This is a genomic window from Streptomyces ambofaciens ATCC 23877, assembly GCF_001267885.1.
In the GTDB taxonomy this organism is placed as follows: Bacteria; Actinomycetota; Actinomycetes; order Streptomycetales; family Streptomycetaceae; genus Streptomyces; species Streptomyces ambofaciens.
Genome location: NZ_CP012382.1, coordinates 1,654,570 through 1,675,651 on the forward strand (window position 1 = coordinate 1,654,570; position 21,082 = coordinate 1,675,651).

General features: G+C 73.3%; 18 protein-coding genes. 3 read left to right on the top strand and 15 right to left on the bottom strand.

The genetic code is table 11. From position 1 onward, the window contains the following. Position 1: 1 nt before the first annotated feature. The 8 genes from cobA to SAM23877_RS07490 form a co-directional block, all read right to left on the bottom strand. Entirely contained in the window at positions 2-1,252 is a 1,251-nt protein-coding gene (gene cobA / locus SAM23877_RS07455) for a uroporphyrinogen-III C-methyltransferase (RefSeq protein WP_053128133.1), read from the bottom strand. Positions 1,253-1,422: 170 nt separating this feature from the next. Then, positions 1,423-5,496, bottom strand: a complete 4,074-nt coding sequence (gene cobT, locus SAM23877_RS07460; protein ID WP_053128135.1) for a nicotinate-nucleotide--dimethylbenzimidazole phosphoribosyltransferase — start codon at positions 5,494-5,496, stop codon at positions 1,423-1,425. A 395-nt stretch (positions 5,497-5,891) separates the two neighbouring features. Then, a complete protein-coding gene (gene cbiE, locus SAM23877_RS07465; RefSeq protein WP_053128137.1) occupies positions 5,892-7,118 on the bottom strand; it encodes a precorrin-6y C5,15-methyltransferase (decarboxylating) subunit CbiE in 1,227 nt (408 codons plus the stop codon). A gap of 118 nt (positions 7,119-7,236) precedes the next feature. Then, entirely contained in the window at positions 7,237-7,875 is a 639-nt protein-coding gene (locus SAM23877_RS07470; protein ID WP_053128139.1) for a GNAT family N-acetyltransferase, read from the bottom strand. Positions 7,876-8,002: 127 nt separating this feature from the next. Continuing rightward, positions 8,003-8,830, bottom strand: coding sequence for a MetQ/NlpA family ABC transporter substrate-binding protein (locus SAM23877_RS07475; RefSeq protein WP_053128142.1), 828 nt, complete (start codon positions 8,828-8,830; stop codon positions 8,003-8,005). Positions 8,831-8,912: 82 nt separating this feature from the next. Then, entirely contained in the window at positions 8,913-9,650 is a 738-nt protein-coding gene (locus SAM23877_RS07480; protein WP_053128144.1) for a methionine ABC transporter permease, read from the bottom strand. After that, a complete protein-coding gene (locus SAM23877_RS07485) occupies positions 9,647-10,729 on the bottom strand; it encodes a methionine ABC transporter ATP-binding protein (RefSeq protein WP_053128146.1) in 1,083 nt (360 codons plus the stop codon). The genes SAM23877_RS07480 and SAM23877_RS07485 overlap by 4 nt, the downstream gene beginning before the upstream one ends. A gap of 419 nt (positions 10,730-11,148) precedes the next feature. Next, complete coding sequence (locus SAM23877_RS07490) at positions 11,149-11,799, bottom strand: HAD family hydrolase (RefSeq protein ID WP_053128147.1); 651 nt, start codon at positions 11,797-11,799, stop codon at positions 11,149-11,151. A gap of 102 nt (positions 11,800-11,901) precedes the next feature. Between SAM23877_RS07490 and SAM23877_RS07495 the strand changes: the two genes are divergently transcribed. Beyond that, positions 11,902-12,261: a hypothetical protein gene (locus tag SAM23877_RS07495; RefSeq protein WP_053128149.1), complete on the top strand. Its 360-nt coding sequence runs from the start codon at positions 11,902-11,904 to the stop codon at positions 12,259-12,261. 1 nt (position 12,262) lies between these two features. Further along, entirely contained in the window at positions 12,263-12,679 is a 417-nt protein-coding gene (locus SAM23877_RS07500) for a hypothetical protein (RefSeq protein WP_053128152.1), read from the top strand. Positions 12,680-12,728: 49 nt separating this feature from the next. On the opposite strand, the gene SAM23877_RS07505 is transcribed toward SAM23877_RS07500, so the two are convergent. From SAM23877_RS07505 to SAM23877_RS07515, 3 genes are all read right to left on the bottom strand, one after another. Continuing rightward, positions 12,729-13,223, bottom strand: coding sequence for a GNAT family N-acetyltransferase (locus tag SAM23877_RS07505; protein ID WP_053128155.1), 495 nt, complete (start codon positions 13,221-13,223; stop codon positions 12,729-12,731). A gap of 57 nt (positions 13,224-13,280) precedes the next feature. Next, positions 13,281-13,775, bottom strand: coding sequence for a sigma-70 family RNA polymerase sigma factor (locus SAM23877_RS07510; RefSeq protein WP_053128156.1), 495 nt, complete (start codon positions 13,773-13,775; stop codon positions 13,281-13,283). A 74-nt stretch (positions 13,776-13,849) separates the two neighbouring features. Continuing rightward, positions 13,850-15,025: a glycerophosphodiester phosphodiesterase gene (locus SAM23877_RS07515; protein WP_053128158.1), complete on the bottom strand. Its 1,176-nt coding sequence runs from the start codon at positions 15,023-15,025 to the stop codon at positions 13,850-13,852. A 599-nt stretch (positions 15,026-15,624) separates the two neighbouring features. Between SAM23877_RS07515 and SAM23877_RS07520 the strand changes: the two genes are divergently transcribed. Continuing rightward, complete coding sequence (locus tag SAM23877_RS07520; RefSeq protein ID WP_053128160.1) at positions 15,625-16,296, top strand: lysophospholipid acyltransferase family protein; 672 nt, start codon at positions 15,625-15,627, stop codon at positions 16,294-16,296. Positions 16,297-16,415: 119 nt separating this feature from the next. Here the strand turns inward: SAM23877_RS07520 and SAM23877_RS07525 are convergent, their stop codons facing one another. The 4 genes from SAM23877_RS07525 to argH all read right to left on the bottom strand — a co-directional run bounded on the left by SAM23877_RS07525 (position 16,416) and on the right by argH (position 21,053). Next, a complete protein-coding gene (locus SAM23877_RS07525; protein ID WP_053128162.1) occupies positions 16,416-17,948 on the bottom strand; it encodes an MFS transporter in 1,533 nt (510 codons plus the stop codon). A 3-nt stretch (positions 17,949-17,951) separates the two neighbouring features. Next, positions 17,952-18,497, bottom strand: coding sequence for a TetR/AcrR family transcriptional regulator (locus SAM23877_RS07530; protein WP_174532199.1), 546 nt, complete (start codon positions 18,495-18,497; stop codon positions 17,952-17,954). An 82-nt stretch (positions 18,498-18,579) separates the two neighbouring features. Next, on the bottom strand, positions 18,580-19,551 hold the full coding sequence (locus SAM23877_RS07535) for an aldo/keto reductase (RefSeq protein WP_053128166.1): 972 nt from the start codon (positions 19,549-19,551) through the stop codon (positions 18,580-18,582). 74 nt (positions 19,552-19,625) lie between these two features. Then, complete coding sequence (argH, locus tag SAM23877_RS07540) at positions 19,626-21,053, bottom strand: argininosuccinate lyase (RefSeq protein ID WP_053128169.1); 1,428 nt, start codon at positions 21,051-21,053, stop codon at positions 19,626-19,628. Between the last annotated feature and the right edge of the window lie 29 nt (positions 21,054-21,082).

The following is a 21,082-nucleotide window of genomic DNA, read 5'->3' on the forward strand; positions in this document are numbered from 1 at the left end:
GTCACGCCGCTCCGTGGGGGCCGGTGCCGCTGTACGGGCCGACGCCGACGACCTCGCCGACGACGATGACGGCGGGCGGCTTGACCTCCTGCTCGACGACCGTGTCGGCGACTGTCGCGAGGGTCGCGTCGACCCGGCGCTGGGCGGCCGTGGTCCCCTCCTGGACGAGGGCGACCGGGGTCTCGGGGGACTTGCCGTGCGCGACGAGGGTCTCGGCGATCCGGCCGATCTTGTCGACGCCCATCAGGATCACGAGGGTGCCGGTGAGCTTGGCCAGCGACGGCCAGTCCACCAGGGAGCGCTCGTCGTCGGGGGCGACGTGGCCGCTGACCACGGTGAACTCGTGGGCGACGCCCCGGTGGGTGACCGGGATGCCGGCCGCTCCGGGGACCGAGATGGAGCTGGAGATGCCGGGGACGACGGTGCAGGGGATGCCCGCGTCGGCCAGCGCCTGCGCCTCCTCCATGCCCCGGCCGAAGACGAACGGGTCGCCGCCCTTCAGCCGGACGACCGCCTTGCCCTGCTTGGCGTGCTCGATCAGCGCGTTGTTGATGGCCTCCTGGGCCATGAAACGGCCGTACGGGATCTTCGCCGCGTCGATGACCTCGACGTGCGGCGGCAGCTCGGCCAGCAGGTCGCGCGGGCCGAGCCGGTCCGCGATGACGACGTCGGCCTCGGCGAGCAGGCGGCGGCCGCGGACGGTGATCAGGTCCGGGTCGCCCGGGCCGCCGCCGACGAGGGCGACGCCCGCGGTGCGGGTGCGGTGGTGCGGGGCGACGAGGGTGCCGTCGCGCAGGCCCTCCACGACCGCGTCCCGGATGGCGGCGGTGTGGCGGGGGTCGCGGCCGCGCGCGTTCGTGGTGAGCACGGCGACGGTGACGCCCTCGCTGTGGCCGGTCGCCGGGGTCCAGGCCGTGGCCCGGTCGGCGTCGTCGGAGCGGACGCACCAGACGCGGTGCCGCTCGGCCTCGGCGGAGGCGGCGGCGTTGGCCTCGGTGTCGCTGGTGGCGATCAGGGCGTACCAGGCGTCCGCGAGGTCGCCCTCCGTGTACGGGCGCCGCTCCCAGGCGATCTCTCCCGCGTCCGCCATCGCCTCGACCGAGGGGGTCGCCGCGGGGGAGACGAGGCGGATGTCCGCGCCCGCCGCGATGAGGGCCGGCAGGCGGCGCTGGGCGACCTGACCGCCACCGAGGACGACCACGCGACGGCCGGTGAGGCGGAGGCCTACGGGGTAGGCGGGGTGTTCGGCCATGAGGGTGGGCTCCTCGTGCTGGCGGTGCGGTGGGCGCTACGGCGGTGGAGCGGCCCTGACGTGGGGATACGTGCGGATTCTAGGAGACGTGCGGGGACGGCACGAGGCCGGTCCGGCGTACGGCGGGGGGCGGCGTCGGGCTCCGGCCGCGCCGCCCCTGCCCGGTGCGGCTACTTCTCGGTGACGCCCGCCGAGTCGAACGTCGCCACCTCGTGCATCGCCCGCGCGGTGCTCTGCACCATCGGCAGGGCCAACAGCGCGCCGGTGCCCTCGCCGAGGCGGAGGTCGAGGTCGACCAGCGGGCGCAGGCCCAGTTTGTTGAGCGCGGCGACATGGCCGGGCTCGGCGCTGCGGTGGCCCGCGATACAGGCCGCGAGGACCTCGGGGGCGATGGCGCGGGCCACCAGGGCGGCGGCGCCGGCGCTGACGCCGTCCAGGAGCACCGGCGTGCGCAGGGAGGCGCCGCCGAGCAGCAGGCCGACCATGGCCGCGTGCTCGAAGCCGCCGACCGCGGCGAGCACGCCGATGGGGTCGGCCGGGTCCGGCTGGTGGAGTTCCAGGGCGCGGCGGACGACCTCGGTCTTGCGGGCCAGCGTCTCGTCGTTGATGCCGGTGCCGCGACCGGTGACCTCGGCCGGGTCCGCGCCGGTGAAGACGGAGATCAGCGCGGCGGACGCGGTGGTGTTCGCGATGCCCATCTCGCCGGTCAGCAGGGCCTTGTTGCCGGCCGCCACCAGGTCGCGGGCGGTCTCGATGCCCACCTCGATGGCCTGCTTGGCCTCCTCGCGGGTCATCGCGGGGCCGGTGGTCATGTCGGAGGTGCCCGCGCGGACCTTGCGCGGCAGCAGACCGGGGGTGGCGGGCAGGTCGGTGGCGACGCCGACGTCCACGACGCACACCTCGGCGCCGACCTGGGTGGCGAAGGCGTTGCAGACCGCTCCGCCGCCCAGGAAGTTGGCCACCATCTGGGCGGTGACCTCCTGCGGCCAGGGGGTGACGCCCTGGGCGTGCACCCCGTGGTCGCCGGCGAAGACCGCGACGGCGGCGGGCTCCGGGATCGGCGGCGGACACTGCCGGGACAGGCCGCACAGCTGGGCGGAGATGATCTCCAGCATGCCCAGTGCGCCGGCCGGCTTCGTCATGCGCTTCTGTCGCTCCCACGCCTCGCCGAGCGCCTTGGCGTCGAGCGGGCGGATCTGTGCGACGGTCTCGGCGAGCAGGTCGTGCGGCGCCTCGCCGGGCAGGGCGCGACGGCCGTACGTCTCCTCGTGCACCACCCAGGAGAGCGGGCGGCGCTTGGACCAGCCGGCCTGCATCAGCTCGGGCTCGTCCGGGAACTCGTCGACGTACCCGACGCACAGGTAGGCGACGACGTCCAGGTGCTCGGGCAGGCCGAGGGCACGGACCATCTCGCGCTCGTCGAAGAAGCTGACCCAGCCGACGCCGAGGCCTTCCGCGCGGGCCGCGAGCCACAGGTTCTCGACCGCGAGAGCGGAGGAGTACGGCGCCATCTGCGGCTGCGTGTGGCGGCCGAGGGTGTGGCGGCCGCCGCGGGTCGGGTCGGCGGTGACGACGATGTTGACCGGGGTGTCGAGGATGGCCTCGATCTTCAGTTCCTTGAACTGCTTGGCCCGGCCCTTGGGGAGGGACTTCGCGTAGGCCTCGCGCTGACGCGTCGCCAGTTCGTGCATGGCACGGCGGGTGTCGGCGGAGCGGATGACCACGAAGTCCCAGGGCTGCGAGTGGCCGACGGAGGGCGCGGTGTGGGCGGCCTCCAGGACACGGAGCAGCACCTCGTGCGGAATGGGGTCGCTGCGGAAGCCGTTGCGGATGTCCCGGCGTTCCCGCATGACCTTGAGGACGGCCTCGCGTTCGGCGTCGGCGTAGGCGGGCGCCACCGGGCCGGTGGACTGTCGGGCTTGCGCCATCGCGGCCGTGCTCACGTCGTGCTGGTCTTCCTGGTCTGCGGGGACTTCCTGGCCCGGCCGGCCGGCCGGTTCCGTGCGGGCCGCGTCCTCTTCCTGGTCGGCGGCGCGGGTGTCGAGGTCCTCGGGGCTCTGGGCGACTTCGGGGTCGGCCTCGCGCGGGGCGGGGACCGGGGTCACCGAAGCGGGCACCTGGGCCTCCGGCGGGAGGACGAGTGCCTCGGGCGGGGTCGGCGCGAGCTGCGGGGTCGTGGGCACCTGGCCGCCGTCGACGGGCACGAACCCGCCCGCGGACTGGTCGGGATACACGCCTGCGGGCTGCTCCAGGTGTCCGCCGGGCACGTCCGCGGGCTGCTCGGGGTGGGACTCCGGTCCGACGGCGTCCGACGGGGCCCCCTCCGTCCACGCGGACTCGGACACGGTCCGGGCCACGTCCGCTTCCCGCGGGAGGTCGGCTTCCACCAGGGACTGGGGCCCCTGAGCCGGCTGCGGATCGACCGGGCCGGGCTGGACGACCGGCGCGGTGACGGCGTCGGGCTCCGGCTCCGGCATGGCCGGGGCGGCGGGCTCGGCGGTGGGCCCCGCTACGGCGACGGGCTCGGGGCCCGGCGCGGCTACGGCGACGGCCTCGGGGGCCGGCGCGGCTTCGGCGGCGGGGAGGACGTCCGGCGCGGCCTCGACCTCCGGCGCTGCAACGGCGACGGCCTCGGCCTCCGGCGCTGCAACGGCGACGGCCTCGGCCTCCGGCGCTGCAACGGCGACGGCCTCGGCGTCCGGCGCGGCCTCGGCGGCGGGGAGAACGTCCGACTGCGGTGCGGCAACCGGCGGTACGGGCTGCGCGTCCGGCTGCGGGTGCGTCGCCGTGGGCTGGGCGTCCGGCTGCGGCGGCTCGGGCTGCGCAAGCGACTCAGGCTGCGCGGGCGGCTCGGGCTGCGCGGGCGACTCCTGTACCGGGTGCGGCTGCTCCACGGCGGACGGTGCCTCCGTCGGCTGCTGGGCCTCCGGGGACGGTTCGGCCTGCGCGAGGTCGGGGCCGGCCACGCCGGGCGTCTCGGGCGTGCCGGGCGTCTCGGGAACCTGGGCGGCCTCGTGTGCGTCGGAGGCGTCGGGTGCCTGGGCGTCCGGAGCCCCGGGGGTCTCGGGGAGGAGGGCTTCCTGTGGCTGGTGGGCACCGGTCGGCTCGACGTGCTGGACGGGCGCGGGGTCCCCGGCGGCCCCGGACACCCCGGGTGCCTCCGGCACCGGCTGCTCGGAGACGGCCTGGAGGGTCCCGGCGGGCTGAGCGCTGTCGTCGGCTTCGGGGTGGACCGGCTCCATGGCCGATTCGCCTTCCCCGGTGGGCACGGGCACCGCGTCCGGCTCCACGGCCTGGGCCGCCTCGGCCTCCGGGGCGGAGGGCGCGGTGACGGCCGGGTCGGCCGCGGGCGCCGGGGCCTCCTGCGGAGCGGACCCCTCGCCCGCCGCGGCGTCGGCGACCGCTTCCGGGACACCGGCACCGACGGCCGGGTTCCGCGGGCCGTCCGGCACCTCGTCACCCGTCGCCGCGTCGGCGCCGTCGGCAGGCGCGGGCACCGGCACGGGCTCGGCGTCGGCAGGGGTTTCCCCGGTCGGCCCGGCCGCCTCGGCGGCTTCGTCCGTCGCGGCCGGCTCCTCGGTCACCCCGCCCGTCGCCGCCACGGCCTCCGTCGCCACGCGGGTCACGAGTGCCTGCGCGGCGCCCACCGGCTCACGCACCTGCTCCGGTACCGGAACAACCGTTTCCGCATGCACCGCCCCGGCGTCCGCCGGAGCCTCCGGCGCCTGCGGAGCCGCCTGCGCGGCCCAGGGCGCCGCACCTTGCGGAGGCATCGCGACGGCCTGCGGAACGTCGAGGTACTCGGGGCCGGCGGTCGGCGGCCCGGCGTGCCGTACCGGCGCGTCGGCGGGTCCGCGGTCGGCGAGGGAACGGACCGGGCTCGCGGAGGTGTCGGGGATCGGCGGACCGAGGTGCAGGGGCCTGCGCGGCGGTACCGGGGCGGACGCGGACTCCTGTGCCGGATCGGGCAGACGGACGCCGCCGAGGTCGACCGAGCCGCTGTCGCGGCCGGACATCTCGTGCGGTCCCGGCTGGTGCACGGTCTCGACGACCGGCTCCGGCGCGGGCGGCGCGACCTCGTTGCCCCAGGCGCTCTGAGCTCCCGGCAGCAGCAACAGGTCCTCGTCCTCGGCGGTGGTCTCGGAGAGGTAGGTGTACGCGCCGGGTGCGGGGACGCCCGGCTGCTCCACCATGCCTGCGTTCTCCGGCAGCCCCTCGCCCGGGATCTGGCCGGTGTCGGTCATGCGTAACCCCTCGCCCATCGGTTAGTGCTTCTACGACCAGCTCGCCCGGGACGGCGCACCGACCGCCCCACAGTGGAGAACGAGCGTGCGTGCCCAGCGGCACGAACGACCCGCCGGAAATGACGACAAAGCCACTGAGTGGCATTGTCGCGGTCGTTCCCCCGTCACGACAGCTTGATCCGCGACGGCCCGCTGTGGACTGCGCCACGTTGCGCGTCCCCCGGTTCTGCCGTACCACACCCCGTCCGGAACAGGCGGGTTTTTACGGACTTCGACCGACGAAGTGCCGGGGGTCCCAGTGCGGTACAACAATCCGCCAGCCTACCCCGCGAGGTATGACAACCCGATCACGGGGCGTGGCCCGGCGGTCCGCCCGCCACTCCGCCCGGCACCGCTCAACGGGGCGCTTCGCGCCGCTGGATCTCCCCGCTGAGCAGGAACACCACGCTCCGCTCCGTCTCCGTCCAGGACCGGGTGTCGAGTCCGACGGACTGCAGCAGGGCGCACTCGACCCGGTAGCCGTGCTCCTTCAGGTCCCTGCCGACGAGTTCGGCCGCGTCGCGGGTCGCGGCGTGCGCCACGATGCGCTGCGGCCGCCGGTCGGCGACCGCGGAGACCACGGCCGCTCCCCCGCCCCCTACGCGGACGACATCCGGTTCGGGGAGGTTCTCCAGGACGTGCGGGGCGGTGCCGTGCACGGTCTGGAGCTGGACGCCGAAGTGCCGTGCGGCGGCCTCGGTACGGGCGCAGGCGTCCGGGTCGCGGTCCACGGCGATGACGGCGGCGCCGCCGCGGGCGGCATCCGTGGCGAAGGCGCCGCCGCCGCAGCCGATGTCCCACACGAGGTCGCCGAGGCGCGGTCCGAGCCGGGCGAGTTGGGCGGTGCGGAGCAGGTCGGTCTCGCCCTCGCCGAGTTCACCGCCGTACGCCTCGGCGGGCAGCGACCAGCCGCGCGGCCCGGCGGCCGGGTCGCGTCCGGCGAACCAGCCGGTGCCGTCGGCCGCGGCGCCCGGTCCGAGCGCCCCGCCGACGACGATGACGACGTTCGGGTCGCGCCAGGTGTGGTCGGCGGCCTTCTCGGAGGTGACGACGGTGACCTGTTCGCGTGTGGTGCCGAGTTCCTCGCAGATGACGAAGGTGCGGTGGATGCCCTCCATCAGCAGGCCGAGTTCGGCCGGCCCGGCGCCCGGGGAGGTGAGAACCGCGACCTTGGTGTGCGCTCGACACACGTTCACCGCGCGTCGCAGGGTGCGGGGGTGGGCGACGACCACATGGGCGTCGTCCCACGGCATGCCGGCGCGGGCGAAGGCGGTGGCCACGGAGGAGACCGCGGGGACGACCTCGACCTCGAGGCCGAACTCGGGAGCGCGCAGGGTGCGTACGACGCCGAAGAAGCCCGGGTCGCCGTCGGCGAGGACGACCGCCGTCCCCCGGTGGGCGGCGATGCGGCGGGCGGCGAGGGCGGCGCTGCCGAGGCGGATGCGTTCGGCGGCGGGCGGTACCTCGGGAAGTGTCAGGTGGTGGGAGGCACCGGCCACCAGGGTGGCGGCTCCCAGTGCGGAGCGTGCCGCGGCGGTCAGCGGCGAGCCGTCCCAGCCGATCACCGTGACCCGGTCGGCCATCGTCGTCAGTCTCCAGGTTTCGCAGGTCGTGTCGCGGAGCCGTTCGGGGGCGCGCCCCGTGAGGGTACCCGGTGCGGCCTCGGGACGGGGTCGTGCCGGGCTGTCGGGTTCCCGTGGATCAGTTCCAGTCGGTGAAGGTGGTGAAACCGTCCTCGTCCGTCAGTTGCCCGGCCGTGCCCTCGATGTCCTCCGGCAGCAGACTCCACACGATGAAATCGGTGCGTACGTCCGTCCAGACGTCCCCGTCGGTACGGACGCGGGCTATGCAGGCGTTGCGCAGCACGCCCTCGCTGATGCAGCCGATCTTCTGGGCGACCTGCTGGGAGGCGGTGTTGTCGGCCGCGGTGCGCAGCTCGACGCGTTCGAACTTCTGGTCGCCGAAGAGCCACTGGGTGGTGGCGAGCGCCGCCTCCGAGGCGTAGCCCTCCCCCCGGGCCCAGGGGGCGACGATGTACGACAGCTCGGTCGAGCGTACGTGCCAGTCGGTGTTGGTCAGCCGGACGGTGCCGACCAGGCGCTGGGTGAGGAACTCGGTGACGGCGAGGTCGAGTCCCCGTCCCGCCGCGCGTTCGGCGGGGACGTGCTCCTCGATCCAGGTGCGGGCGGTGTGCTCGGTGTAGGGCTGGGGCACGTGGGTCCAGGCGGCGACCTGCTCGTCGTTCATCATGGCGGCGAGGGCGGGGACGTCGTCCTCGTCGAGGGGGCGCAGCACCAACCGCTCCGTGCTGATGGAGATGTTGGGGAAGGTGCTCGTCATGCGCCGCTCCGTAACCTGTGAAACCGTCGGGGCCTACTCGAACTGCCCAGCATGCAGCATGTAAGCACTCAACCACACCACGGGGTCCGCTCCGGTGGAGCGGACCCCGTGGTGTGCGGCGGGAGGATCAGAAGGTCGGGAGCACGGACCCGGCGTAGTTCTCCTCGATGAACTTCTTGACCTCGGGCGAGGTGAGGAGCTTCGCGAGCTTCTTCACGCGCGGGTCGTCCTCCTGGCCCTCCTTGACGACCAGGAGGTTGACGTTCGGGTTGTCCTCGGCGGACTCCAGGACGAGGGCGTCCTTCGCCGGCTTGAGGTCGGCCTCCAGGGCGTAGTTGCCGTTGATGACCGCCGCGTCGACGTCACCCAGGGAGCGCGGGGTCTGGGCCGCCTCCAACTCCTTGAACTTGAGGTTCTTCGGGTTCTTGGTGATGTCGGCGGGGGTGGCCGAGTTGCCCGCGCCCTCCTTGAGGGTGACCAGGCCCTCCGAGGCGAGCAGCTGCAGGGCGCGGGCCTCGGTGACGGTGTCGTTGGGAAGGGCGATCGTCGCGCCGTTCTTGAGGTCGCCGGCCTTGTCGGCCTTCTCGGAGTAGAGGCCGAGCGGCTCCAGGTGCACCGAGGCGAGGGACTTCAGGTGGGTGCCGTTCTTCTTGTTGAAGTCCGCGAGGTAGGGCTCGGTCTGGAAGTAGTTGGCGCCCACCGAGCCGTCCTCCGTCGCCGTGTTCGGCGTGACGTAGTCGGTGAACTCCTTGACCTCCAGGTCGAGGCCCTCCTTCTCCGCCAGGTTGTCCTTGACGTAGTTGAGGATCTCGGCGTGCGGGACGGGCGTCGCGGCGACGACCAGCGGGCCGGAGGTGTCGGAGGCGGAGTCCTTGTCCGAGCCGCAGGCGGAGAGGCCGAGGGTGAGGGCTCCGGCGGCGAGGACGGCGGTGGTGATCTTGGCAGTGTTACGCACGAAAAGTGCCTTTCCTGAGGTGGTGCGACCCGTCACGGGTGGAACGGGGGAACTGGGGGTGCGGCGGGGGTGGGCGGTCGGCTCACGCCGCCTTGCTCACGTCGGCCGCAGCGGGCTCCTTCGCCTTGAGCAGCCGGAGCCGGGGCCCGGCGCCCCCGCGTCCGCCGCGGCGGTGCAGGGCGCGGGCCGCGGCGTCGCCGGCGAACTGGATGAGCGAGATGACCACGGCGAGCAGCGCGACGGTGATCCACATCAGGCCGGTCTCGAAGCGCTGGTAGCCGTAGCGGACGGCGAGGTCTCCGAGACCGCCGCCGCCGACGGTGCCGGCCATGGCGGAGTAGCCGATCAGGGCGATGATCGTGGTCGTCGTGCTCGCGATCAGCGACGGGAGCGCCTCGGGGACCAGGACCTTGCGGACGACGGTCCAGGTGTTGCCGCCCATGGCCTGGACGGCCTCGACCAGACCGCCGTCGACCTCGCGGACGGCCGTCTCGACCAGCCGCGCGAAGAAGGGGATGCCGCCGATGGCGAGCGGCACGATCGCGGCCTCGCTGCCGATGGTCGTGCCCGTGATCCAGCGGGTGAAGTTCATCAGGGCGACCATGAGGATGATGAACGGCAGCGAGCGGCCGATGTTCACGATCTGGCCGATGACCTTGTTCACCACGGTGTTCTGCAGCAGGCCGCCCTTGTCGGTCAGCACCAGCAGGATGCCCAGCGGGAGTCCGCCGACGACGGCGATCAGGGTCGACCAGCCGACCATGACCAGGGTCTCCTGACAGGCCTGCTCCAGCAGGGGCTGCATCTCGGACCAGGTCACTTGGCACCTTCCTTCACCAGCAGCGGCTGGTCCTCGTTCACCGTGTCGCCGTTGACCGGGTCGCCGTTGTCCGGGTCGCCGTTCACCACGTCGATCTGGAGTCCCTGTTCGCGCAGGAAGCCGACGGGCACCACGTTGTCCTCGTAGCGGCCGGGCAGTTCGATGCGCATCCGGCCGACCTGGAGGCCGCCGACGGTGTCGATGGCGGCGCCGAGGATCGATATGTCGATGTTGTAGGTGCGGGAGAGCTGGGAGATGACGGGCTGGGTGGCGGCCTCGCCGTGGAAGGTGACGTCCAGGACGGTGCGGTCGTCCGCGGATGCCTCGCCGCCCACCGGGAAGAGCGCGGCGGCCAGTTCGGAGCCCGGGGTGGCGAGCAGGTCGCCGACGGTGCCGGACTCCACGATCCGGCCCCGGTCCATGAGGGCGGCCGAGTCGCAGACGCGCTTGACGACGTCCATCTCGTGCGTGATGAGCAGGACGGTCAGGCCGAGCTGCCGGTTCAGGTCGCGCAGCAGCTGGAGGATGGAGCGGGTGGTCTCGGGGTCGAGGGCGCTGGTCGCCTCGTCCGAGAGCAGGACCTTGGGGTCGCCGGCCAGCGCGCGGGCGATGCCGACGCGCTGCTTCTGGCCGCCGGAGAGCTGGGCCGGGTAGGCCTTGGCCTTGTCGGCGAGACCGACGAGGTCGAGCAGCTCCAGCGCCTTGCGGGAACGTTCCTGCCCGGACTTGCCGAGGATCTCCAGCGGCAGTTCGACGTTGTCCTGCACGGTCCGTGTCGAGAGCAGGTTGAAGTGCTGGAAGACCATGCCGATCCGGCTGCGGGCCTCCCGCAGCTCCCTGCCCGCGCGGGGGCCGCGGCCGGCGAGCGCGGTGAGGTCCTGGCCCGCGACGGTGACCGTGCCGGCGGTGGGGCGCTCCAGGAGGTTGACGCAGCGGATGAGCGAGGACTTGCCGGCGCCGGACTGACCGATGACGCCGAACACCTCTCCCTCGCGGACGTGCAGGTCGACGCCGTCGAGGGCGGTGACCTCGCGGCCGCGGGAGCGGTAGACCTTCGTGAGGCCCGATGTGGTGATCACGTGGGTTTCCGTCACTGTCGAGTGCGCGGCGCGGGGGTGTGCCGGGCACGGGGCGTTGTTCTTCGGGGTTCTGGGGGTCCTTCGGAACGCGGCACGGTTCTCGCGGTGGCGATGCACGGTGGTGGAACCGGGGAGAAACGTGTGCGCGGGGCGTGGCTCAGCCGCGGACGCGGGGCGCGGTGGCGGCCGTGAGCGGGCGCTCGCTTCGGGGCGCGAGGCTCAGGTGGTGCAGGGGCCCTCTAGGAGGCGCACATTCGACACATACAACGAGCACCGGGCGTCATCGTCGCCTCGGTCGCAGGGGTGCGGTCGCTCGTCGTGCTCATGCGATCAGTAAAGCAGACGTACGGTCCTGACCGGGACACCGCTGTCCGGATGCTGGACAGCGGTGGACGGTGGCCGGACGCGCCGGGCGCGGGTCAGTTCCGCACGGAGATGTCGATCCCTCCGCCGGTGACCAGTACCGACAGGGCCGACAGGTCGGGGACCACCAGGTCGGCGTCGAGCTCGTCGGCCCGGTGGGTTGTGGCCAACGCCACGGTGGTCATGCCGGCGGCGCGGCCGGCCTGGAGCCCGGCGGGGGCGTCCTCGAAGACGACGCAGGCGGCCGGGTCCACGCCGAGGGCGCGGGCGCCGAGCAGGTAGGGCTCGGGGTCGGGCTTGCCGCGGGTGATGTCGTCGGCGGCGACCAGTGTCTTGGGGAGGATGCCGACGGCGCCGAGCCGGGCCTCGGCGAGCCGCCGGGTGGCCGAGGTGACGACGGCCCAGCGGTCGGCGGGCAGCGCGGCGAGGAACTCCCAGGTGCCCGGCAGCAGGTGCACGCCGCCGTCCGGCACGTCGTCGACCTCCAGCTGCTCGATCCGCGCGACGGCCGCGGGCACCACGTGGGCGGGCAGCAGGTCGGCGGCTATCTCCGCGGCCGGCCGCCCGTGCAGCTCGACCCGCCCGAACTCCTCCGCCGTGATCCCGTACTCACCGGCCCACCGCTTCCAGCAGCGGCGCACGGATGCGAGGGAGGAGACGAGGGTGCCGTCGTTGTCGAACAGGAGGGCTTGTGCGTGGATGTGCATGCCTTCGACCCTACGGCGACTCCGCGTGACGCCGTCGCTCCGCCCGGCGCCGGGACGGGGCCGGGCGCGGCGAGGCTTTTGGGGCGTAATAGGGTCGCTGCCATGCTTGACGTCCTGACGCTGGTGACCGGCGTCGCCGCGCTGCTGCTCGCCGCCTGGTGCGGCTGGGCCGCCTACCGTGACCAGCCGACGAAGGACTGGCACTTCATCGGCATGGCCGTGGTCACCCTGCTGGCGCTGATCCAGCTGGTGGTCGGGATCGTGCTGCTGGCGCGGGGCGAGGAGCCGGAACAGGGCACGACGATCTTCGTGGCGTATCTGCTGGGCGCCTTCGCCTGCGTACCGGCGGCGGGATTCATGTCGCTGGCCGAACGCACCCGCTGGGGCTCGGTGACGGTCGCCGCGGGCGGGGTCGTCCTCGCCGTCCTCCAGGTGCGGCTGTACGACATCTGGGGAGGCTGAGATGGCGGCGACGGAGCGGCGGCAGGACGGGAAGCGGCTGATCGGCGGGCCCGGCATCCTGCTGGTGTGGCTGTACGGGGTGATGGTCGTCGGCGCCGTGTCGCGGTCCGCGTACCAGATCGCGACCGAGTTCGACCGGGCCCCGCTCCCCTACACGCTGTCGGCGATCGCGGGTGTCGTCTACGGGTTCATCACGTACACCCTGGTGCGCGGCGGCGAGACGGCCCGTCGGGCGGCGCTGGTGTGCTGCGCCGCCGAACTCGTGGGTGTGGTCGCGGTGGGCACCTGGACGCTGGTGGAGCCGTCCGCCTTCCCCGACGCGACGGTGTGGTCGGACTTCGGGATGGGGTACCTCTTCATCCCGGTGCTCCTGCCGCTGTCGGCGCTGTTCTGGCTGCGCCGGGCCCGCACCGCCTAGCGACCGGGCCCGCGCCGACCGGCGACCGGGCCCGGCGAGGATCGGCGCCTCAGGCCGTCGTCACGTACGCCCCGGCCGGCTTCTCCAGGACGATCATGGGGACGCCGTCCGCGCCCTGGGCGGTCCCGACCGTCTCGTAGCCGACCCGCCGGTACAGCCGCAGGTTGCTCTCGCTGCGCCCGGTGTGCAGGCGGAAGCGCTTGGCGCCCCGCTCCCCGGCGAGTGCCGACTCGGCGGCCCGCAGCAGCCGGGCACCGATGCCGTGCCCCTGCAGCCGCGGGTGGACGCACAACTTGCCGATGGACGCCGCCCCGTCCTCGGTCACCCTGCCGCGCACGGAGCCGACGACCTCGTCGCCGAGGCGCGCCACGTACACGCAGTCGGCGGCGACCTCCTCGCGCACGGAGTCGAGGGTCTGGACGAGCGGGTCGATGCGGTAGTTGCCGTGCAGTGCCGCCTCGCCCTGGAAGCAGAGGTACTGCAGCCGGAAGATCTGCTCGGCATCCTGCTCGGTCGCCGCCGAGATGGTCACGCTCATGCCCATGTGCGCATGCCTCCCGCTCACCTGATCAGTTGTGGTCCCCCACTCCTATCCCCGTCCTCAGCGAGCCGCAACCTCCGGCGTCAGCAGTCGCCGCAGACATCCCAGACATCGGGAACGTTCCGGGCCAAGGCTGCCCTGTGAGATACCCAACTCCCCCGCGATCTCCCGGTATGTGAGGTCCCTGGGCGACAACAGGGCCTCCAGCAGCCGGGGGCAGCGGCCGGGCAGCCGGCGCACGGCCTCGCGCAGGGCTCGGCGCCGTGCCGCGGTGAGCGCGAGCTGCTCGGGCCCGGGCTCGGCGGCGTCGGCGGGTTCGGCCGCGTACGGGCGCTCGGCGCGGCTCGTGCGGCGGGGGCGGCGGGCCTCGCTGCGGACGGCGCCCCGCACCCAGCGGTAGGGGTCGGGGGGCGGTCCGTCGGCCTCCAGGCGTTCCAGGAGGCGCAGCCACACCGCCTGTTCGAGGTCGCCGGGTTCGGCGCCGGACCCGTACGCCTCGGCCGAGGCCTCGGCGGTGAGCAGGGGACGCAGGGCGGCGACCAGGTCGGATGTCATATGCAGGTCGACGCGGCCGCCCGGGCGGCGGGTTGCCCGGGCGGCCGAAGCTCACCCCAACCGGGGGCTCGCGCTCAGCGGTTGACGAAGTCCTCGCGGGCCAGGACGCCCGTGTCCGGGTGGTCGGTGAAGACACCGTCGATGCCGGTCGCGAAGTAGGTCCGGAACGCGGCGAAGACGTCGCCGTAACCGTCGGGGTCGCCGCCCTTGCGGAAGTCCGCGGGCAGGAAGGGGTTCTCGTTGCGCATCGTGTACGGGTGCAGGATCAGGCCCGCCCGGTGCGCGTCGCGCACGAGCGTGGTCGGCTCGGTGAGCCGCCCGGCGGAGTCCTTCGGGATGATCAGGTCCAGGGTCGGCCCGATGCCCTGCGCGTAACCGGCGATCTCCTTCAGCCCCTCGGGCGTGACGAGGTCGGCCGTCGTACGCGGGTCGCCGGTCCGCACGAAGTCCCAGGGCCGGCTGTTCGCGCCGGACAGCAGGACGGCGAGCGGATTGCCGACGAGCCTGTTCATCCGCTGGATGCTGGTGGGCTCGAAGGACTGGATGATGACCGGCGAGTTCTTCTTGTCCTTGCCGTACTTGCGCAGCAGCCGGGCGAGGCGCTCCTCGGTGCCCAGGCCCAGGTCGCGGAAGTAGGTGGGGTGCTTGAGCTCGGGGTAGATCCACACCTGCTTGCCGCGCCTGCGGGTCTGCTCGTTCTGCCAGCGCAGCACCTCCTCGAAGGTGGGGATCTCCCAGCGGCCGTCGTAGAGGGTGTTGTGCGGGCGGTTGGCCGGGATGCGTTCGGTCGCGCGGAGCGTCTTGAGCTCGGCGAGCGTGAAGTCCTCGGTGAACCAGCCGGTGGTGGAGACGCCGTCGAGCAGCTTGGTGCGCTTGCGGTCGGCGAACTCGGGGTGGTCGGCGACGTCCGTGGTGCCGCCGATCTCCGGCTCGTGCCGGCAGACGAGGTGACCGTCCCTGGTCGGGACCAGGTCGCCGGCCTCGACGATGTCGGCGCCCATGTCGAGGGCCAGGTCGTAGGCGCCGAAGGTGTGCTCGGGGCGGTGGCCGCTGGCGCCGCGATGACCGATGACCGTCGGCACGGGCAGGCTCTTCACGCCGCCGCCGTGTCCGCCGCCGTGCCGGGCGTCGGCGGCTCTCGCCGTGCCGGACAGGCCGAGTACGGCTCCGCCCGCGCCGAGCACCGCCGCTCCGAGGAGCGCCCGCCGTCCGGTGCCGCCCGCCTGCTCGTCCGACTCCTGCGTTTCCATGGGGCCCTCCTGCCGTCGACCGTCAGTGCGGGCCGATCGTAGGGGCGCGTACATGACCAGTGGGAGACCGCGGCCGGAACACGCGGATGCGTGGGGATGTCGTATGGGCGTGCCGGGGCCGGTGGGGCGGGATGTCTGACGTTTCGTCGGCTTCGAGGTGGCGTGGCGGGGTACGCGGTGGGTGGCCGCGGCCGTCAGGCGGTACCGGACGGACCCCGTGGCCGGAGAAGGGGTCGGCGGCGGGGCTTCGGCGGCGCGCCTCGCACGGTCCGCGCGTCGCGTGTGTTTCGATCCGGGCCGTGTCCGGACCCCCGGGCCGGCGACGCCGGTCCCTGCGGACCGGGACGGTGACGGCGACGGCCATGACGACACGGAGCGGTGAGGAAGATGAGGACCGGCGCGGGATTCCCTGCCCGTGGACGCGACCTGCCTCACACCCCCGTGACCGCGGCACGCCCGCCCGAAGCCGTCGCACCGCAGGTGAACGCACGTCAGCACCGCGCTGGACCCGCATGACCCGACGTGCGCGACCCCCTCGGCCGCGAGTAATGTCCTCACCTGCACAGACTCATACCGCATCCCCGACACCGGAGGACCCGTTGTCCCGCTTCGCGCTCATCAAGGCAGTGCTCGGACCGATCATGCGCCTGATGTTCCGCCCACGGGTGGAGGGCGTGGAGAACATCCCGGGCGACGGTCCGGTGATCCTGGCCGGCAACCACCTCACCTTCATCGACTCGATGATCCTTCCCCTCGTCTGCGACCGGCAGGTCTTCTTCATCGGCAAGGACGAGTACGTCACCGGAAAGGGCGTCAAGGGCCGGTTGATGGCCTGGTTCTTCACCGGCGTCGGCATGATCCCGGTGGACCGCGACGGTGGCCGGGGCGGGGTCGCGGCGCTGATGACCGGGCGCCGGGTGCTGGACGAGGGACGGGTCTTCGGCATCTACCCGGAGGGCACGCGCTCCCCCGACGGCCGCCTCTACCGCGGTCGCACCGGCATCGCCCGCCTCACCCTGATGACCGGCGCCCCCGTGGTGCCGTTCGCCATGATCGGCACCGACAAGCTCCAGCCGGGCGGCGCGGGCCTGCCCCGGCCGGGCAGGGTCACGGTCCGCTTCGGCGAGGCGATGGAGTTCTCCCGCTACGAGGGGATGGACCGCGACCGCTACGTCCTGCGGGCCGTCACCGACTCCGTGATGACCGAGGTCATGCGGCTGTCCGGCCAGGAGTACGTGGACATGTACGCGAGCAAGGCCAAGGCGGCGTAGCCCGCACGCAGGGAACGCGTGCGCAGGCACGGCAGACGGTAGACGGCGGGTCGCTCGGGGAGCGACCCGCCGTTTCGCGTGCGGCGGCCGTCGGACGCCCCCGCCTCTTCCCCGTCGGCCTACGGGTGTTCCACCCCGTCCTCCAGGCGCTGGCCCCGCAGCAGGAACCAGGCCGACGCCGCGGCGGCCAGGAGGACGGCCGCGCCCACGCCCGTCGCGAGGTTCAGGCCGTCGACGAAGGCCTGGCGGGCGGCGTTCAGCAGGGCGTCCGCCGAGGATGCGGGGAGTTGGCCCGCGATCTCCACCGCGCCGCCCAGCGACTCGTGGGCCGCCGCCGGCGTACCCGCCGGGCCGGAGAAGTCGCGGTAGACGCCGGTCACGATCGAGCCGAGCACCGCGATACCGAGGGCGGCGCCGAGTTCGTAGGCCGTCTCGGAGACCGCGGAGGCGGAGCCCGCCTGTTCCCTGGGCACGCTGGACAGGATCACGTCGGCGGTGACGGTGAACGAGAACCCCGCGCCGACGCCGACGACGAGCAGGGCCGCGCCCAGCAGGGGGTAGCCGGTGCTCTGGCCGACGAAGGTCAGCGCGGCGAGCGCGAGACCGACGGCGGCGAGGCCGCCGGAGACCACGGCACGGACCGAGAAGCGCCGGGCCGCCCGGCCGGCCAGCAGGCCCGCCGCCACCGCGCCGACGGCGGCGGGCAGCTCGGCCAGCCCCGCCTCCAACGGCCGCCTGCCCTGGACGAGTTGCAGGTACTGGGAGAGGAAGAACACCGCGCCGGACAGCCCGAGGATGGTCAGCAGGTCGGCCAGCACCGCGCCGCTGAAGCCTCGGCTGCGGAACAGCCGCATGTCGAGCAGCGGGATCGGCATGGTCAGCTGGCGGCGCACGAAGCCGTGGAGCGCAGCGGCGCCCAGCAGGCCCGCGGCGAGCGTGGCCCAGGCGAACCCGTGTGCGGCGGCCTCCTTCACGGCGTACACGACACCGACCATGCCGACCAGGGAGAGGACGACGCTGAGCAGGTCCCAGGGGCCCGGGTTCGGGTTGCGGGACTCGGGGAGCAGTTTGACGCCGACGACGACCAGGACGGCCATCACGGGCAGGTTGATCAGGAAGACCGAGCCCCACCAGAAGTGCTCCAGCAGGAACCCGCCGACGACCGGGCCGACCGCCGCGCCGGCCGAGGCGGCGGCGCCCCAGACGCCGACGGCGAGACTGCGTTCGCGCGGATCGTGGAAGAGGTTGCGGATCAGCGCGAGGGTGGCGGGCATCAGGGTGGCGCCCGCGACGCCGAGCAGGGCCCGGGCGACGATCATGAGCTCGGGCGTGGACGCGTAGGCGTTGAGCACCGACACCGCGCCGAACGCCGTGGCGCCGATGAGCAGGATGCGCTTGCGTCCGATGCGGTCACCGAGGCTGCCCATGGAGACGAGCAGGCCGGCGATGACGAACGAGTAGACGTCACCGATCCAGAGCAACTGCGTGCTGGAGGGCGCCAGGTCCTCGCTGATGTAGGGGGTCGCGAGACCGAGCACGGTCGCGTCGACGGCCACCAGCAGTACGGCCAGCACGAGGACGCCCAGCGCGAGCCAGCGGCCGGGGCGCTTCACCGCCTCGGTGGTCTGCGCCGACTGCAGGGTGCGGGTCATGGTTCACTCTCTCCGAAGTGCGCCGCCGAGCAGCAGCTCGACGATCATGTGGGTGAAGTCGTTGCGGGCCACGCGGCCCTCGGCCACGGCCCAGGCGCCGGCCCCGAGCAGCCCGTAGAGGGCCTCGGTGAGCCAGGCCGGGGACAGGTCGATGCGGAACTCGCCGTCCTCCTGGCCGCGGCGGAAGACCGCGGCCATCCGGGCGTCGATGTGGGCCCAGCCCTCGTTCTGCTCCTCGCCCTCGAACAGCTGGTTCTCGGTGTAGAGGAAGCCCAGCAGGCCGGCGGCGGGCTCGATCTCGCGCACGAGCCGGCGCACCGCGTCGGCCGCCGGGCCCTCGTCGAGGCGGGCGGCATCCAGGGCGGCCTCGCACTCGGCGATGCCGAGCGACTCCAGTGCGCGGACGAGGGCGTCGCGCCCCGCGAAGTGCCGGTGCAGCGTGGCCCGGCTGAGGCCGGCGGCCCTCGCGACCTCGTCCATGGTCGCGGTGGACCTGCGGGTCAGCAGGGCCGCGGCGCTGCGCAGTACCTGTTCTCGGTCAACGGCCATGAGACGACGATAGCCCACATGAGACATTTTTGTCTCACCCTGGACATGCGTGACTCATATCTCATGGCGTGCGGGGTGCGGCTCAGTGCCAGGGGAGCTGTCCGCGCCGCTCCCAGTAGGCCTTCGGCTCCTCGACCAGCGCGCCGAGTCGCGCCACCTGGTCGTCGTCCAGGTCGACCACGGCGGCGTGCAGATTGGAGCCGAGCTGGTTCACGGTCGCGGCTCCGGAGAGGACGACCCCGGTCCAGGGCTGCCGGAGGACCCGCGCGAGGGCGACCGCGTCGCAGCCCAGGGTGGTCTCCTCCGCCACGGCCTTCAGCACGTCGGGCGCGTGGGGGTCCGCGAGGCGGCCGTTGGCCATGCCCTCCTTGACGATCACGGTCAGCCCCGCCTCGTGGGCCTCGGCCAGCGCGGGCCCGGCGGAGGTCTCCAGCACGTTGTACGTGGACTGCACGGTACGGAAGAGGGGTTCGCCGTCGACGGTCACGGCGAGCGCGGCCCGGATGGCGTCGGCCTGGGCGGGACCGCTGGTGGAGAAGCCCACGGTGACGCCGCGCGCGGCGGCCTCGGCCAGCTTCGCGTGCAGGTCCTTGTCGGTCAGCGCCGGGCTGTCGGGGGTCAGCGAGTGGATCTGGTAGAGGTCGAGCCGGTCGCCGAGCAGGGCGTCGGTCTCGGCGCTCTGGCGCTCGTACGTCGCGACGCCGTGGTCCTTGACCTCGTGCCGTTCGGCCTCGGCCGACCAGTCGGCGGTGTACGTGTAACCCCATTTGCTGCCGACGACCACGTCGTCGATGTCGGGACGGTCCCGGAGCCAGGCGGCCAGGAACTCCTCCGAGCGCCCGTAGGAGCGCGCCGCGTCGAAGTAGCGGACGCCCTGCGCGTAGGCCGCGTCGAGAAGGTCGTGGGTCCGCTCGCGCATCGCCTCGACGCTGCGGTCGGCCGGCAGGTCCCGGTCGCGTCCGAGGTTGATGTAACCGGGGCGGCCGACGGCGGCGAGGCCCAGCCCGATGTGGAAGGTGGGGGTCGTCGCGGCGGCGAGGCGGGCGAAGGGCATCGCGGGCTCCGTTCGGTCGGCTGCTGGCAGCTGATGACCAACGTAACCGCGATGCCCTGGGGGCACACGGGCGACTACCGCCTCGCGTTCGCCCACTCGTGCTGCGCCGCCACGTCCGCCTTGACCTCGGCGAGCTGGACGGCGACCGCGCTGGGCGCCGTTCCGCCGCGGCCGTTGCGCGAGGCGAGCGCGCCGGGGACGTCGAGCACCGAGCGGACCTCGGGGGTGAGGTGCGCGGAGATCTTCGCGAACTGCTCGTCGGTGAGCTCGTCCAGCTCCTTGCCCTCGGCCTCGGCGGCCTTCACGCACTCACCGGCCACCTCGTGCGCGACCCGGAAGGGCACGCCCTGCCGGACCAGCCACTCGGCGATGTCCGTGGCGAGCGAGAAGCCGGCCGGGGCCAGCTCCTCCATCCGCTCGCGGTGGACGGTGAGGGTGGCCATCATGCCGGTGAAAGCGGGGAGCAGGATCTCCAGCTGGTCGATGGAGTCGAAGACCGGCTCCTTGTCCTCCTGCAGGTCGCGGTTGTACGCGAGCGGGAGGGCCTTGAGGGTGGCCATCAGGCCGGTCAGGTTGCCGATGAGGCGGCCCGACTTGCCCCGGGCGAGCTCGGCGATGTCCGGGTTCTTCTTCTGCGGCATGATCGACGAGCCGGTGGAGAAGGCGTCGTGCAGGGTCACGAAGGAGAACTCCTTCGTGTTCCAGATGATGATCTCCTCGGCGATCCGGGAGACGTTCACGCCGATCATCGCGGTGATGAAGGCGAACTCCGCGACGAAGTCGCGGGAGGCCGTGCCGTCGATGGAGTTGCCGGCGCTGCCCCGCTCGAAGCCCAGGTCCTTGGCGACCGCCTCCGGGTCCAGGCCGAGGCTGCTGCCCGCGAGCGCCCCCGAGCCGTACGGCGACACGGCCGTGCGCTCGTCCCACTGCCGCAGCCGCTCCGCGTCCCGGCCGAGCGCCTGGACATGGGCGAGGACGTGGTGGGCGAAGAGCACCGGCTGGGCGTGCTGGAGGTGGGTGCGGCCGGGCATCGCCACGTCGGGGTGCGCCTCGGCGAGGCCGACCAGCGCGTCCTGGAGGTCGGCGATCAGACCGCCCACGGTCCGGGCGTGGTCGCGCAGGTACATGCGGAAGAGGGTCGCCACCTGGTCGTTGCGCGAGCGGCCGGCGCGCAGCTTGCCGCCGAGGTCGGGGCCGAGGCGCTCCAGCAGGCCGCGCTCCAGGGCGGTGTGCACGTCCTCGTCGGCGATGGTGCCGACGAAGGAGCCGTCGGCGACGTCCGCTTCGAGCCGGTCGAGTCCCTCGATCATCCGGGTCAGCTCGTCCTCGGTGAGCAGGCCCGCCGCGTGCAGCACGCGCGCGTGGGCACGCGAGCCGGCGATGTCGTAGGGCGCGAGCCGCCAGTCGAAGTGGACGGACGCGGACAGCTTGGCCAGGGCCTCGGCGGGACCGTCGGCGAAACGCCCGCCCCAGAGCCGTACGTCACCGCTGTTGCTGCTCACCTGTGTCGCTCCTCACCGTACGAACGCTG

Bases quoted from the DNA above. Each gene is read 5' to 3' on its own strand.
- SAM23877_RS07510 (WP_053128156.1), bottom strand. From the start codon at position 13,775: ATGACATCCGACCTGGTCGCCGCCCTGCGTCCCCTGCTCACCGCCGAG.
- cobA (WP_053128133.1), bottom strand. From the start codon at position 1,252: ATGGCCGAACACCCCGCCTACCCCGTAGGCCTCCGCCTCACCGGCCGT.
- cobT (WP_053128135.1), bottom strand. From the start codon at position 5,496: ATGACCGACACCGGCCAGATCCCGGGCGAGGGGCTGCCGGAGAACGCA.
- SAM23877_RS07490 (WP_053128147.1), bottom strand. From the start codon at position 11,799: ATGCACATCCACGCACAAGCCCTCCTGTTCGACAACGACGGCACCCTC.
- SAM23877_RS07495 (WP_053128149.1), top strand. From the start codon at position 11,902: ATGCTTGACGTCCTGACGCTGGTGACCGGCGTCGCCGCGCTGCTGCTC.
- SAM23877_RS07505 (WP_053128155.1), bottom strand. From the start codon at position 13,223: ATGGGCATGAGCGTGACCATCTCGGCGGCGACCGAGCAGGATGCCGAG.
- SAM23877_RS07470 (WP_053128139.1), bottom strand. From the start codon at position 7,875: ATGACGAGCACCTTCCCCAACATCTCCATCAGCACGGAGCGGTTGGTG.
- SAM23877_RS07500 (WP_053128152.1), top strand. From the start codon at position 12,263: ATGGCGGCGACGGAGCGGCGGCAGGACGGGAAGCGGCTGATCGGCGGG.
- cbiE (WP_053128137.1), bottom strand. From the start codon at position 7,118: ATGGCCGACCGGGTCACGGTGATCGGCTGGGACGGCTCGCCGCTGACC.
- SAM23877_RS07515 (WP_053128158.1), bottom strand. From the start codon at position 15,025: ATGGAAACGCAGGAGTCGGACGAGCAGGCGGGCGGCACCGGACGGCGG.
- SAM23877_RS07530 (WP_174532199.1), bottom strand. From the start codon at position 18,497: ATGGCCGTTGACCGAGAACAGGTACTGCGCAGCGCCGCGGCCCTGCTG.
- SAM23877_RS07535 (WP_053128166.1), bottom strand. From the start codon at position 19,551: ATGCCCTTCGCCCGCCTCGCCGCCGCGACGACCCCCACCTTCCACATC.
- SAM23877_RS07525 (WP_053128162.1), bottom strand. From the start codon at position 17,948: ATGACCCGCACCCTGCAGTCGGCGCAGACCACCGAGGCGGTGAAGCGC.